This is a genomic window from Streptomyces drozdowiczii (assembly GCF_026167665.1).
Taxonomy (GTDB): domain Bacteria; phylum Actinomycetota; class Actinomycetes; order Streptomycetales; family Streptomycetaceae; genus Streptomyces; species Streptomyces drozdowiczii_A.
Genome location: NZ_CP098740.1, coordinates 5,658,110 through 5,672,490 on the forward strand (window position 1 = coordinate 5,658,110; position 14,381 = coordinate 5,672,490).

The window sequence follows — 14,381 nt, forward strand, 5'->3', positions numbered from 1 at the left end:
GAAGTTCGGGGCCGGTTCCGTTTTGTCCATGGTCAAATGCTCGGTGCTGCGCTAAAAGCGCTCTATGCAATCATCAACGCGCATCAGATCGGCGGTAGTTGCAGCGCTGCTGGGACTCCTCGCCGCACTCACCGGACCGGGCGCCGCCCGCGCCGACGACACGGCGGAGCCCGCCGGGACGACGGTCGGGGACCTCACCGGCTTCGCGGCCGACGGGGCCGTGTACCGCCTGACGGCGGGGGCGGCGAAGGCCCGGGTCAGCTTCGTCTCCGAGGAGACCTTCCGCATCGAACTCGCCCCCGACGGCACCTTCGAGGACCCGGCCGGCGACGCCATCGTGCTCCCGCAGGGCACCCCGCCCCGCACCCGCTGGAAGGAGCGCGGCGACCGCTACGAGCTGTCCACCCGGAGCGTCACCCTCCGTGTCTACAAGTCGCCTCTGCGGTTCGCCCTGTACCGGGCCGACGGCAGCCGGGTCTGGTCCGAGGCCAAGGGGCTCAGCTGGGACGCCGAGCAGACCACCCAGACCCTGGCGCGCGGCGCCGACGAGCAGTTCTACGGCGCCGGCATGCAGAACGGCCGGGGCAACACCTCGCACCGCGGCAAGACCGTCGAGGTGGGCGTCGACTACAACTGGGACGACGGCGGCCACCCCAACTCGGTGCCGTTCTACCTCTCGTCGGCCGGCTACGGCGTCTTCCGCAACACCTTCGCGCCCGGCACCTACGCCTTCAACGACCCGGTGACCACCAGCGAGAAGGAGCGGCGCTTCGACGCGTACTACTTCGCCGGTGACAGCGCCAAGGACGTCATCGGCCAGTACACGCAGCTCACCGGGAAGCCCTTCCTGCCGCCCGTCTACGGCATGGAGATCGGTGACGCCGACTGCTATCTGCACAACGCCAACCGGGGCGAGCGCCACACTCTGGACGCGCTGAAGGTCGCCGACGGCTACCTCGAGAACGACATGCCCAACGGCTGGATGCTCGTCAACGACGGCTACGGCTGCGGTTACGAGAATCTCGCCGAGACCGCGAAGGGCCTCCAGGACCGGGGCATGCAGGCCGGCCTCTGGACCGAGGACGGCATCGACAAGCTGGCCGACCAGGTGAAGGCCGGGCAGCGCGTGGCCAAGCTGGACGTCGCCTGGGTGGGCGACGGCTACAAGTTCGCGCTCGACGGCTGCAAGGACGCCTACGCGGGCATCGAGGCCAACAGCGACGCACGCGGCTTCACCTACGCCCCTGAGAGCTGGTCCGGCGCACAGCGCTGCGGCGTCCAGTGGTCCGGCGACCAGTACGGCACCTGGGACTACATCCGCTGGCAGATCCCGACCTACGCGGGCGCCACGATGTCCGGCCTCGCCTACACCACGGGCGACGTCGACGGCATCTTCGGCGGCAGCGCCAAGACGTACACCCGCGACCTCCAGTGGAAGATGTTCCTGGGGACCACGATGACCATGGACGGCTGGGCGGCCAGCGACAAGCAGCCCTTCCGCTACGGCGAGCCGTACACCTCCATCAACCGCGACTACCTCAAGCTCAAGGAGTCGCTGCTGCCCTACCAGTACTCCTACGCCCACGAGGCGACGAAGACCGGCGTCGGCATGGTCCGCCCGCTGGTCCTGGAGTACCCGGACGACCCGAAGGCCGCGACCGACGCCGCGAAGTACGAGTTCATGTCGGGCGAGGACTTCCTCGTCGCCCCGGTCTACCAGGACAGCACCGAGCGCGACGGCATCTACCTGCCGAAGGGCACCTGGACCGACTACTGGACCGGGCGCACCTACCAGGGCCCCGTCACCCTCGACGACTACAGCGCCCCGCTCGACACCCTGCCGCTGTTCGTGAAGGCCGGGGCGAGCGTGCCGATGTGGCCGGGCATCCGCTCGTACACCGACCGCACCGCCTCCTCCCCGCTGGCCTGGGACATCTACCCGCAGGGCCGCTCCTCGTTCACGCTGTACGAGGACGACGGCGTCACCCGTGAGCACCGCGACGGCGCGTACGCCACCCAGACCGCCGACGTCCGCGCCCCCTCCCGGGGCTCGGGCGACGTGACCGTGGACATCGGCGCGAGCAAGGGCACGTTCCAGGGCAAGCAGAGCAGCCGCCCGTACGAGTTCACCGTGCACACCGGCTCGGAGCCGAGCGCGGTCCAGCTGAAGGGCAAGCTGCCCCGGCTCAGCTCGGCCGCCGCGTACGCGAAGGCGAAGCAGGGCTGGTTCTACGACCGGGACGACCGGGGCGGCGTGGTGAAGATCAAGACCGCACCGCTGCCCACGGACCGGAAGTTCTCCGTGAAGCTCAAGCACACCAGCGCGGTCGGCGGCCGGAACGCCGCCGCCACGGCCTCCGTCACCGCCCCGCGCGGCCAGGAGACCGGCGCGGGCGCCCCGAGCACCGTCGCCGTCGACGTCACCGCGGGCAAGGCCGACGTCACGGACGCGTCCGTCACGCTCGACGTCCCGAAGGGCTGGCAGGCCACCCCCGCCGCGCCCGTGAAGCGGATACCGGCGGGCACCACCCGCCGCGTCGAGATCCGGGTCACCCCGGCGAAGGACGCCGAGGCGGGCGAGCAGCGGCTGACCGCCCTCGCGCGGTACCGGGCGGCCGGCGAGTCCCGCACCGCCACCGAGCGGCTGGCGGTCTCCGTCATGCCGGCCCCGCCCACCGGTGAGACCTGGGCGAGCGACATGGAGTGGCTGACCGCGACCAACGGCTACGGCCCCGCCGAACGCGACCGCAGCAACGGCGAGTCGGGCGCGGCGGACGGGCACCCGCTCACGCTGGCCGGGAAGACGTACGAGAAGGGGATCGGCACCCACGCCGACTCCGACATCGAGGTCTACCTCGGCGGCAAGTGCTCCCGGTTCACCGCGGACGCCGGAATCGACGACGAGATCAACGGGTACGGCGAGGTCGCGTTCTCCGTGGAGGCCGACGGCAAGGTGCTGTGGACCTCGCCGAAGGTGACCGGGGCGTCGGAGACCGTACCGGTCGACGTGGCGCTCGACGGGGCGCGGCACGTACGCCTGAAGGTCACGGACACGAACGGGTCCAAGACCGGTGACCACGGCGACTGGGGCGCGGCGCGCTTCGTCTGCTCCTGAATGACGGTCGCACAGCGCGGGAGCCGGGCGGGTTCGCACCCGCCCGGCTCCGTGCCGCGCTCAGTCCTGGGAGTCGTCGGACCCGTCGTCGCCCGTGCGCGGATCGCTGTCGTCCGTACGGCTGTCCTCCGCGCCGTCCTCGGGCCCCTCGGACGGCGGCCGTACGGGACCCGGCTGCCCCGGACCGCCCGGCTGCCCCGGACCGCCCGGCTGCCCGGGACCGGCCTCCGGCCGCACCGGCTTCGGCGGTCTCGTCCGGCCGCTCGACGTGTCCCGGAGGTACGTCGCGTCCCCGCTCTCCGTGGCATGGCCGCCGGGCGGCTGCCCGGGGCCGGGGTCGCGGCGGCGCAGATAGCGCTCGAACTCCCGGGCGATCGCCTCGCCGCTCGCCTCGGGCAGCTCGGCGGTGTCCCGGGCCTCCTCGAGGGTCTGCACGTACTCGGCCACCTCGCTGTCCTCGGCGGCCAGTTGGTCGACGCCGACCTGCCACGCCCGCGCGTCCTCCGGCAGCTCGCCGAGCGGGATGCGCAGCCCGAGCAGGTCCTCGAGACGGTTCAGCAGGGCCAGGGTCGCCTTGGGGTTGGGCGGCTGCGACACATAGTGCGGCACCGCGGCCCACAGGCTCACCGCGGGCACCCCGGCATGCGTGCACGCCTCCTGGAGGATGCCGACGATGCCGGTCGGGCCCTCGTACCTGGTCTCCTCCAGGTCCATGGTGCGCGCCAGATCGGGGTCGGACGTCACCCCGCTGACCGGGACCGGGCGGGTGTGCGGGGTGTCGCCGAGCAGCGCACCGAGCACCACCACCATCTCGACGCCCAGCTCGTGCGCGAAGCCCAGCAGCTCGTTGCAGAACGAGCGCCAGCGCATGGACGGTTCGATGCCCCGGACCAGGACCAGATCGCGGGGCTTGTCCCCGCCGACGCGGACCACGGAGAGCCGGGTCGTCGGCCAGGTGATCTTGCGTACCCCGTTGTCCAGCCACACCGTCGGGCGGTTGACCTGGAAGTCGTAGTAGTCCTCGGCGTCCAGCGCCGCGAACACCTCGCCCTTCCACTCCCGGTCCAGATGCGCGACCGCTGTGGAGGCGGCGTCACCGGCGTCGTTCCACCCCTCGAACGCGGCCACCATGACCGGGTCGATCAGCTCGGGCACGCCCTCGAGCTCGATCACCCCAGCCTCCTTCCGAAGTTCCCTTGCGTACGGACCAACCTTACGGCCTGCGGCCTCCCGGACCGCAGCCCCCGTGCACGGCCGGGTGGTCATGCGGTAGGGCAACCACACGCTCTATACATCCGAGCTGTCGGCGGAAAATTCGCGTCTCTCTCTGGACTTGTGGGCTCGGAGGCGGCTATACATCGGATGACCGGAACAGAGGTCCGATGTTATTTCCTCCTGGGGGCGCGCATGAGTCAGACCGTCACGGATTTCGAGGTGCACGACATCCGTTTTCCGACCTCGGAACAACTGGACGGCTCGGACGCCATGAACCCCGACCCCGACTACTCGGCCGCCTATGTCGTCCTGCGGACCGACGCCGCCGACGCGGACGGCGAGCCGGTCGAGGGCCACGGCTTCTGCTTCACCATCGGCCGCGGCAACGAGGTCATGGCTGCCGCGATCGAGGCCCTGCGCCCCTATCTGTCCGGGCGCCCCGTGCCCCGTACGGCCGCCGACCTCGGCGCCCTGTACCGGGACCTCACGCACGACTCCCAACTCCGGTGGCTCGGCCCCGAGAAGGGCGTGATGCACATGGCGGCCGGTGCGGTGGTCAACGCCGCCTGGGACCTGGCGGCCAAGCTGGCGGGCAGACCCGTCTGGGAGTTCCTGGCCGGAATGACCCCGGAGGAGCTGGTCTCGCTCGTGGACTTCCGCTACCTCACCGACGCCCTCACCCCCGACGAGGCGCTGGCCGTCCTGCGCGCCGCCGAACCGGGACGCGCCGAACGCGCGGCCCGGCTGCGCGCCGAGGGCTACCCCGCGTACACCACCTCGCCCGGCTGGCTCGGCTACTCCGACGACAAGCTGGTCCGGCTCGCCAAGCAGGCCGTCGCCGACGGCTTCACCCAGATCAAGCTCAAGGTCGGCGGCCGGGTCGAGGACGACGTCCGCCGCATGGCGCTCGCCCGCGAGGCGGTCGGACCCGGTGTCCGGATCGCCGTCGACGCCAACCAGCGCTGGGACGTGGCCGACGCCGTCGCCTGGATGACCGCGCTCGCCCCCTACGACCCGCACTGGATCGAGGAGCCCACCAGCCCCGACGACGTACTCGGCCACGCCGCCGTGCGCGCCGGACAGCCGGTGAAGGTCGCCACCGGCGAACACGTCGCCAACCGGGTCGTGTTCAAGCAGCTCCTCCAGGCCGGGGCCGTCGACTTCGTCCAGATCGACGCCGCACGCGTCGCCGGGGTCAACGAGAACCTGGCGATCCTGCTGCTCGCCGCCAAGTACGGCATCCCGGTCTGCCCGCACGCGGGCGGCGTCGGGCTCTGCGAACTCGTCCAGCACCTCTCGATGTTCGACTACGTGGCCGTCTCCGGCACCCGCGAGGACCGGGTGATCGAGTACGTCGACCACCTCCACGAGCACTTCACCGACCCGGTCGTCCTCGTGAACGGCCGCTACACCGCCCCGGCGGCCCCCGGCTTCTCGGCCGGGATGCGCCCCGAGTCCATCGCCGCACACCGCTACCCGCAGGGCCCCGTCTGGCAGGCCCGGCGCCACGAGAAGGAGGAGAGCCGATGACCGGCACACGCGACTTCGAGGGGATGAACGCCCTGGTGACCGGCGGCGCCTCCGGCATCGGGGCCGCCGTCACCGCCCTGCTCCTGGAGCGCGGCGCGCAGGTCGCCGTCCTCGACCGGGACACCACGGGCACCCCCGCCGGCGCCCTCGCCGTCGAGGCCGACGTCACCGACGACGCCGCCGTGCGCGCCGGGGTGGACCGGGCCGCCGCCACCATGGGCTCCCTGCACACCCTCGTCTCCAACGCGGGCATCGGCGCCATCGGCACCGTCACGGACAACGACGACGCCGAATGGGCCCGGGTCCTCGACATCAACGTGCTCGGCATGGTCCGCGCCGCCCGGCACGCCCTGCCCCACCTGCGCCGGGCGGCCGCCGAGCGCCCCGGAGCCGTATCCATCACGCACACCTGCTCCATCGCCGCGACCGCCGGGCTGCCCCAGCGCGCCCTGTACAGCGCGAGCAAGGGCGCCGTCCTCGCGCTCACCCTCGCCATGGCCGCCGACCACGTCCGCGAGGGCGTCCGCGTCAACTGCGTCAACCCGGGCACCGCCGACACCCCGTGGATCGGGCGGCTGCTGGACCGGGCGGACGACCCGGCCGCCGAACGCGCCGCGCTGAACGCCCGCCAGCCGCTGGGCCGGCTGGTCTCCGCCGACGAGGTGGCCGCCGCGATCGGCTACCTCGCGAGCCCCGCCGCGGCCTCCGTGACGGGCACCGCCCTGGCCGTCGACGGCGGGATGCAGGGCCTGCGCCTGCGCCCCGCGGACAACTGAACCCGCACCGCGAATGCCGACCGAGCCGCGACCCCACAAAGGAACGGGACACCAATGAGAGTGCGTACGAGGAGTGCGGCAGCCTGTGCCGTACTGCTGGCCGTGACCGCCCTCGCGGGCTGCAACCGCGAGTCGTCGGACGGCGGCGCGGGCGGCGGCAAGGTCGGCATCGACCTGCCGCGCAGCGACAGCGACTTCTGGAACTCCTACCAGAACTACATCAAGAAGGGCGTCAAGGACGGCGAGGTCTCCGCGCTCCCGCTGACCAACTCGCAGAACGACATCGGCAAGCTCGTCGCCAACGTCCAGACCTTCACCGACCAGGGCGCCAAGGCCGTCGTGATGGCCCCCCAGGACACCGGAGCGATAGCCGAATCGCTCAACACGCTCAACGAGAAGAAGATCCCCGTCGTCAGTGTCGACACCCGCCCGGACAAGGGCGACATCTACATGGTGGTGCGCGCCGACAACAAGGCGTACGGCACCAACGCCTGCAAGTACCTAGGCGAGCAGCTGAAGGGCAAGGGCAAGGTGGTCGAGTTCCAGGGCGACCTGTCCTCCATCAACGGCCGCGACCGCTCCGAGGCGTTCAAGGCGTGCATGGACAAGGACTACCCGGACATCCAGGTGTTCGAGCTGGCCACCGACTGGAAGGGCGACGTCGCCTCCGCGAAGCTCCAGTCCACGCTGGCCGCCCACCCCGACATCGACGGCATCTACATGCAGGCCGGCGGCGTCTTCCTCCAGCCCACCCTGGCGCTCCTGGAACAGAAGAAGCTGCTGAAGCCCGCCGGCACGGACGGCCACATCACCATCATCTCCAACGACGGCATCCCCGAGGAGTTCGACGCCATCCGCGCCGGGAAGATCGACGCCACCATCTCCCAGCCCGCCGACCTGTACGCGAAGTACGCGCTGTACTACGCGAAGGCGGCCCTCGACGGCAAGACGTTCAAGGAGGGCCCCACGGACCACGACTCCACCATCATCAAGATCCCCAACGGCTACGAGGACCAGCTCCCCGCACCCCTGGTGACCAAGGAGAACGTGGACGACCCGAAGCTGTGGGCCAACCAGCTGGAGAAGAAGAGCTAGCCATGGACCAGGCAGCACCACCCGCCGTACAGGCGGAAGGCGTCGTCAAGCGCTTCGGGCCGACCGTGGCGCTCGACGGGGTGAAGCTCACCGTGCGGCCCGGCGAGTCCCACGCGCTCGTCGGCCGCAACGGCGCCGGCAAGTCGACCCTGGTCGGCGTCCTCACCGGCCTCCACAAGGCGGACGCCGGCACCGTCACCTTCGGCGGCGAGCCCGCCCCCGCCTTCGGGGACACCACGGCCTGGCAGTCCCGGGTCGCCTGCGTCTACCAGAAGTCCATGGTCGTCCCCGACCTCACCGTCGCCGAGAACCTCTTCCTCAACCGGTTCGAGGAGAACGCCCGCTGGATCAGCTGGGGCAGGCTCCGCAAGCGGGCCGAACGGCTGCTCGCCGCGTACGGCGTCGAGGTCGACCCGAACACCCGGGCGCGCGACCTCGCGGTCGAGCAGCGGCAGTTCGTGGAGATCGCCCGCGCGCTGTCCTTCGGCGCCCGGCTCATCGTCCTGGACGAGCCGACCGCCCAGCTGGACGCCCGGGGCATCGCGCGGCTCTTCGACAAGCTCCGGGAACTCCAGGGCCAGGGTGTGGCGTTCCTCTTCATCTCGCACCACCTCCAGGAGGTGTACGAGCTGTGCACCGCGGTCACCGTCTACCGCGACGCCCGCCACGTCCTGACCGCCCCCGTCACCGAGGTCGCCAAGGAGGACCTGGTCGCCGCGATGACCGGCGAGCGGGCGGCCGGTGCCACCGCCTGGCACGCGGCCGGCGAAACGGCCCCCGACGCGACCGCCGAACCCGTCCTGACCACCGAACAGCTGAGCCTCCCCGGCCGGTTCGAGCCCCTGGACCTCCAGGTGCGCCCCGGCGAGGTGCTGGGCCTGGCCGGGGCGGCGGCCAGCGGCAACACCGCCGTCGGTGAGGTGCTGGCCGGGATGCGCAAGGCGGGCGGCGGCACGGTCCGGGTGCGCGGCAGGGCCGTACGCGCGGGCAGCGTGCCGGACGCGCTGGCCGCCGGGATCGGCTACATCCCGGAGGACCGGCACGACCAGGGGCTCGTCCCGGAGCGCAGCGTCGCGGAGAACGCCACGCTGACGGTCGCGGACCAGCTGGGCCCCTGGGGAACCGTCCTGCCCTCCCGTACCCGGCAGTTCGCCCGGTCCATGATCGCCTCGCTCGACATCAAGACCCAGGGCCCCGAACAGCCGGTCTCCGGGCTCTCCGGCGGCAACCAGCAGAAGGTCGTCGTCGGCCGCGCGCTGGCCCGCGACCCCAGCGTGCTCGTGGCGGTCCGGCCCACGGCGGGCGTGGACGTCAAGTCCAAGGACGCGCTCCTCGGAGTCGTACGCCGGGTCGCCGACGCGGGCAACGCGGCCGTCGTCGTCTCGGACGAACTGGACGACCTACGGGTCTGCGACCGGGTCCTCGCCCTCTTCCACGGGCGGGTCGTCGCAACGTTCGACAGCGGGTGGACCGACGGGGAACTCGTCGCCGCCATGGAAGGTGTGGGGGAGAGGGAATGACCGGCACGGTACGGCCGTCCACGGCCGACGACTTCGACACGGCGCTCAAGGGCTCCCCGGGCGGGGACACCCCGCTGAGCAGGCTCAAGCTGATCCGGTGGAGCGACTTCTCGCTGGTGCCGGTGATCCTGGTGCTGATGCTGATCGGCTTCATCGTCTCGCCGGTCTTCCTCACCTCCGACAACCTGATCAGCGTCGTCCAGCAGTCGTCCGAGCTGAGCCTGCTCGTCCTCGGCCAGGCCCTGATCCTCATCTGCGGACGGATGGACCTCTCGCTGGAGTCCACGATCGGCATCGCGCCGGTCGTCGCCATGTGGCTGGTGCTGCCCACCGAGGGCGGCCGCTTCGCCGGCCTCGGGCTGCTCCCGACCTGGTCCGCCATCCCGCTCTGCCTGCTGGTCGGGCTGGCGATCGGCGCCGTCAACGGCTTCCTGATGCTGAAGCTCCGGGTCAACGGCTTCATCGCCACGCTCGGCATGCTCACGATGCTGCGCGGCCTGCACATCGGCATCACCGAGGGCAAGTCCATCACCGATGTGCCGGAGTCCTTCCGCTACCTCGGCAAGAGCGAGTGGTTCGGGGTCCCGGCCGCCGTCTGGATCTGCCTGGTCCTCTTCGCGATCGGCGGCGCCGCGCTCGCCTGGCTGCGCCACGGACGCGCGCTGTACGCGATCGGGGGCAACCCGGAGGCGGCCCGCGCGGCCGGCATCCGCGTCGACCGGGTCACCTGGATCGTCCTCGCCATCGGCGGCCTGCTCGCCGCCTTCGCCGGCATCCTCTACACCGGCCACTACGGGGCGGTCGCGGCCACCCAGGGCGACGGCTGGATCTTCCAGGTGTTCGCCGCCGCGGTGATCGGCGGCATCAGCCTCAAGGGCGGCCGGGGCACGCTGTTCGGCGCCCTCACCGGCGTACTGACGCTCCAACTGGTCGTCAACGTCATGACCCTGGGCGGCGTCCCGGCCCTCTGGAACCAGTTCCTGAACGGCGCGATCATCATCGTCGCCCTGATCATCTCCCGCTTCGCGAGCGGCGAGAAGCAGGACTGAACCTCTTGGTCCTCAAGCGCCGGACGGGCTCCTCCAGCCCGTCCGGCGCTTCTTTTCAAGCCCCTCCGGCGATTGAGGAGCGGGGTCCGGGGCGGAGCCCCGACACGGTCACAGCGTGGACCGCAGCCACTGCTCCACGCTCGCCACATGCACCGTCGCCCAAGCCCGAGCCGCCTCCGCGTCCCGATCCCGCAACGCCGCCAGAATCGCCCGATGCTCATGCAGCGTCCGGCTCACCGCGTCCTCCTGCGTCAGCCCCCGCCACACCCGCGCCCGCGTCGTCGGCCCCGAGAGCCCGTCCAGCAGCGAGCACAGCACCGAATTGCCCGACGACTGCACGATGCCCCGGTGGAAGTCCAGGTCGCAGGCGACCAGCTCCTCCACCGAAGGATGCTCGCCCAGCGCGTCGAGCTGCGCGCTCAGCACGTCCAACTGCTCCTCGCTGATCCGGCTCGCCGCCATCGCCGTCGCGGCGGGCTCCAGGATCCGGCGCACCGCCAGGAACTCCAGCACGGTGTCGTCCCGGTGGAAGTCCACGACGAAGCTCAGCGCCTCCAGGAGCAGCTGCGGGTCGAGGCTCGTCACATACGTGCCGTCGCCCTGGCGGACGTCGAGAATGCGGATCAGTGACAGCGCGCGCACCGCCTCCCGCAGCGAGTTGCGGGAAAGCCCCAGCTCCGAGGCGAGTTCGCTCTCCTTGGGGAGACGATCGCCGGGCCGAAGCGCACCCGAGACGATCATTCCCTTGATCTTCTCGATGGCCTCGTCGGTGACAGCCATGGGCGACCTCCATACATCCGATGTATCGCCCCATTATGCGGGCACGAAGAAGGCCGGTACGACCGTCGGACCGTCTCACGGTCCGCCCGGCCGCCCGGCCCGTCTCCGCTCAGCCGCGCCGCTCGCCGAGCATCTTCTCCACACCGGCCCGGACCTCGTCCGTCGCCAGGCCCCGGATCGTCAGCGTCGTCCGCCGCCGCAGCACGTCGTCCGCGGTCTCGGCCCACTCGTGGTCCCGGGCGTAGGCGACCTGCGCCCAGACCTCCGGCGCGTCCGGGTGGATCCGCTCGGCCAGCGCCGGGTTCTCGTTGGCCAGCCGGGCGATGTCGAACGCGAGCGAACCGTAGTGCGTGGCCAGATGGCGCGCCGTGTCGGCGGCCATCCGGGGACCGGGCGTCCCGCCGTCCACCAGCAGCCGGTGCGCCACCGCGTTCGGCGAGGCGATCCCGGGCAGCGGCAGCTTCCTGGGCAGCCGGGCCATCGGCTCCATGTCCTCCGCCAACGGGTGCCCGGGCAGCGCGGCCAGCTTGTTCATCACCGTACGGCCGATGTGGCGGAAGGTCGTCCACTTGCCGCCGGCCACCGACAGCATCCCGCCCCGGCCCTCCGTCACGACCGTCTCGCGCTTGGCCTTCGAGGTGTCCCCGGGCCCGCCGGGCAGCACCCGCAGACCGGCGAAGGAGTACGTGATCAGGTCCCGGGAGAGCTGCTGGTCGCGGACCGAGAACGCGGCCTCGTCCAGGATCTGCGCGGTGTCCTTCTCGGTCACCGCGACATCCGCCGGGTCGCCCTCGTACTCCTCGTCCGTCGTGCCGAGGAGCAGCATGTCCTCCCACGGCAGGGCGAACGTGATGCGGTACTTGTCGATCGGCGTGGCCAGCGCGGCCTTCCACGGCCGGGTCCGCTTCAGCACCAGGTGGGCGCCCTTGGACAGGCGTATGGAGGGCGCCGCGTTCGGGTCCTCCATCTTCCGCAGGTGGTCCACCCACGGCCCGGTCGCGTTCAGTACCAGGCGGGCGGTCACCCCGAACTCCGTACCGTCCATGGAGTCCCGCAGCTCCGCGCCCGTCACCCGGCCCCGGGTGAACCGCAGCCCGGTCACCGCCGCGTGGTTCAGCACCACGGCGCCCGCGTCGACGGCCGCCCGGACCGTCATCAGCGCCATCCGCGCGTCGTTCATCTGGTCGTCGCCGTACACCGCGACCGCGCGCAGGTTCTCGGTACGCAGCTCCGGCACATCGCGCGCCGCCCGCGCCGGGCTGATCACATGGCCGACGCCGTCGCCGAAGGCGGACAGCGCCGAGTACGCGAACACGCCCGCGCCGAGCTTCGCCGCGCCGTGCGGCCCGCCCTTGTACACCGGCAGGTAGAAGGTGAGCGGGTTGGCCAGGTGCGGGGCGACCTGGCGGGAGACCGCACGGCGCTCGAAGTGGTTCTCCGCCACCAGCTTCACCGCACCGGTCTGGAGGTAGCGCAGACCGCCGTGGAGCAGCTTGGAGGAGGCGGAGGAGGTGGCGCCGGCGAAGTCACCGGCGTCCACCAGGGCCACCCGCAGCCCGGACTGCGCGGCGTGCCAGGCGGTGGAGATGCCCAGGATGCCGCCGCCGATCACCAGGAGGTCGTACGTCGCCTTGGAGAGCTGCTCCCGGGTCTCGGCGCGGCTCGGGAGGGAGCCGGAGGCCGGATGCGTCCCGAGTGCGGGGACGCTCTGCAGAGTGGTCATGTTCTCTACTCCTCGTCTTCGAGCCAGCCCATGGTGCGTTCCACGGCCTTGAGCCAGCTCTTGTACTCGCGGGCGCGGGTGTCCGCGTCCATGCGGGGGGTCCACTCGGCGGCGCGGCGCCAGTTGGCGCGCAGCGCGTCGGTGTCCGGCCAGAAGCCGACGGCCAGGCCGGCGGCGTAGGCGGCGCCGAGGCAGGTGGTCTCGGCGACCATCGGCCGCACCACGGGCGCGTCCAGGAAGTCGGCGAGCGTCTGCATCAGCAGGTTGTTGGAGGTCATGCCGCCGTCGACCTTGAGCGCGGTCAGCTCGACGCCGGAGTCCTTCGTCATGGCGTCGCTGATCTCACGGGTCTGCCAGGCGGTGGCTTCGAGCACGGCGCGGGCGATGTGCGCCTTGGTGACGTAGCGGGTGAGGCCGGCGATCACACCGCGGGCGTCGGGGCGCCAGTACGGGGCGAACAGGCCGGAGAACGCGGGCACGAAGTACGCGCCGCCGTTGTCCTCCACCGAGGAGGCCAGCGTCTCGATCTCGGCCGCGGACTGGATCAGCCCCATCTGGTCGCGCATCCACTGCACCAGCGAACCGGTGACGGCGATCGACCCCTCCAGGGCGTACACCGCCTTCTGGTCGCCGATCCGGTAGCCGACCGTCGTCAGCAGCCCGTTGTACGAGTTGACGGGCGTCTCACCGGTGTTGATCAGCATGAAGGTGCCGGTGCCGTACGTGGACTTGGCCTCGCCCTCGGAGTAGCAGGTCTGGCCGAACAGCGCCGCCTGCTGGTCGCCCAGCGCGGAGGCCACCGGCACCCCGTCGAGCACGCCGCCCTTGGTGGTGCCGTAGACCTCGGAGGAGGACCGGATCTCGGGCAGCACGGCCGTCGGCACGCCGATGGAGGAACAGATCTTCTCGTCCCACTGCATGGTGTGCAGGTTCATCAGGAGCGTCCGCGAGGCGTTGGTGACGTCGGTGACGTGGACGCCGCCGTCGGTGCCGCCGGTCAGGTTCCAGATGACCCAGGAGTCCATGGTGCCGAAGAGGATGTCGCCCCGCTCGGCCCGCTCGCGCAGCCCGTCGACGTGGTCGAGCAGCCAGCGCGCCTTCGGCCCGGCGAAGTACGAGGAGAGCGGCAGCCCGGTCTCGCGGCGGAAGCGGTCCGCGCCGACGTTGCGCCCGAGCTCCTTGCAGAGCGCGTCCGTGCGGGTGTCCTGCCAGACGATGGCGTTGTGGACGGGCTCACCGGTGTGCTTGTCCCACAGCAGGGTGGTCTCGCGCTGGTTGGTGATGCCGATCGCCTTGACGTCGGCGGCGGTGATGCCGGCCTTGGAGATCGCCCCGGCGACGACTTCCTGGACGTTCGTCCAGATCTCGGCCGCGTCGTGTTCGACCCAGCCCGGCTTGGGAAAGATCTGCTCGTGCTCCTTCTGGTCGACGGAGACGATCCGCCCGTCCTTGTCGAAGACGATGCAGCGGCTGGAGGTCGTGCCTTGGTCGATGGCCGCGATGAACGGCCCTGCGCCGTGGCTGCCGGTGGTGTGTGCGTCGGTCACGGTGTGCTCCCGGAGGTCTGTGCGGTGTGGT

At 71.3% G+C, this 14,381-nt stretch carries 10 protein-coding genes; 6 read left to right on the forward strand and 4 right to left on the reverse strand.

The genetic code is table 11. From position 1 onward, the window contains the following. The first annotated feature begins 64 nt into the window (after window positions 1–64). Window positions 65–3,115 carry an NPCBM/NEW2 domain-containing protein gene (locus NEH16_RS25775; protein WP_265545216.1) on the forward strand — a complete coding sequence of 1,017 codons (3,051 nt, stop codon included), beginning with the start codon at window positions 65–67 and terminating at the stop codon, window positions 3,113–3,115. Window positions 3,116–3,175: 60 nt separating this feature from the next. Here the strand turns inward: NEH16_RS25775 and NEH16_RS25780 are convergent, their stop codons facing one another. After that, window positions 3,176–4,288, reverse strand: a complete 1,113-nt coding sequence (locus NEH16_RS25780) for a PAC2 family protein (RefSeq protein ID WP_265545218.1) — start codon at window positions 4,286–4,288, stop codon at window positions 3,176–3,178. A 234-nt stretch (window positions 4,289–4,522) separates the two neighbouring features. Between NEH16_RS25780 and NEH16_RS25785 the strand changes: the two genes are divergently transcribed. Genes NEH16_RS25785 through NEH16_RS25805 form a run of 5 tightly spaced genes read left to right on the forward strand, consistent with a single transcriptional unit; the run spans window position 4,523 to window position 10,300 of the window. Further along, on the forward strand, window positions 4,523–5,860 hold the full coding sequence (locus NEH16_RS25785) for an enolase C-terminal domain-like protein (protein ID WP_265545220.1): 1,338 nt from the start codon (window positions 4,523–4,525) through the stop codon (window positions 5,858–5,860). Continuing rightward, window positions 5,857–6,636: an SDR family NAD(P)-dependent oxidoreductase gene (locus NEH16_RS25790; RefSeq protein ID WP_265545221.1), complete on the forward strand. Its 780-nt coding sequence runs from the start codon at window positions 5,857–5,859 to the stop codon at window positions 6,634–6,636. Before NEH16_RS25785 ends, NEH16_RS25790 begins: the two co-directional genes overlap by 4 nt. 54 nt (window positions 6,637–6,690) lie before the next feature. After that, window positions 6,691–7,731 (forward strand): sugar ABC transporter substrate-binding protein, encoded by a 1,041-nt coding sequence (locus tag NEH16_RS25795; RefSeq protein WP_265545222.1) that lies wholly within the window; start codon window positions 6,691–6,693, stop codon window positions 7,729–7,731. 2 nt (window positions 7,732–7,733) lie between these two features. Next, window positions 7,734–9,251 (forward strand): sugar ABC transporter ATP-binding protein, encoded by a 1,518-nt coding sequence (locus NEH16_RS25800; protein WP_265545224.1) that lies wholly within the window; start codon window positions 7,734–7,736, stop codon window positions 9,249–9,251. Then, window positions 9,248–10,300, forward strand: a complete 1,053-nt coding sequence (locus NEH16_RS25805; protein ID WP_265545225.1) for an ABC transporter permease — start codon at window positions 9,248–9,250, stop codon at window positions 10,298–10,300. The genes NEH16_RS25800 and NEH16_RS25805 overlap by 4 nt, the downstream gene beginning before the upstream one ends. Before the next feature lie 108 nt (window positions 10,301–10,408). Here NEH16_RS25805 and NEH16_RS25810 read toward each other — a convergent pair whose 3' ends face one another. The 3 genes from NEH16_RS25810 to glpK all read right to left on the reverse strand — a co-directional run bounded on the left by NEH16_RS25810 (window position 10,409) and on the right by glpK (window position 14,350). Further along, window positions 10,409–11,080, reverse strand: coding sequence for a FadR/GntR family transcriptional regulator (locus NEH16_RS25810; RefSeq protein ID WP_265545226.1), 672 nt, complete (start codon window positions 11,078–11,080; stop codon window positions 10,409–10,411). 109 nt (window positions 11,081–11,189) lie between these two features. Next, complete coding sequence (locus NEH16_RS25815) at window positions 11,190–12,803, reverse strand: glycerol-3-phosphate dehydrogenase/oxidase (protein WP_073967955.1); 1,614 nt, start codon at window positions 12,801–12,803, stop codon at window positions 11,190–11,192. Window positions 12,804–12,808: 5 nt separating this feature from the next. After that, window positions 12,809–14,350: a glycerol kinase GlpK gene (gene glpK / locus NEH16_RS25820; protein WP_073967953.1), complete on the reverse strand. Its 1,542-nt coding sequence runs from the start codon at window positions 14,348–14,350 to the stop codon at window positions 12,809–12,811. Between the last annotated feature and the right edge of the window lie 31 nt (window positions 14,351–14,381).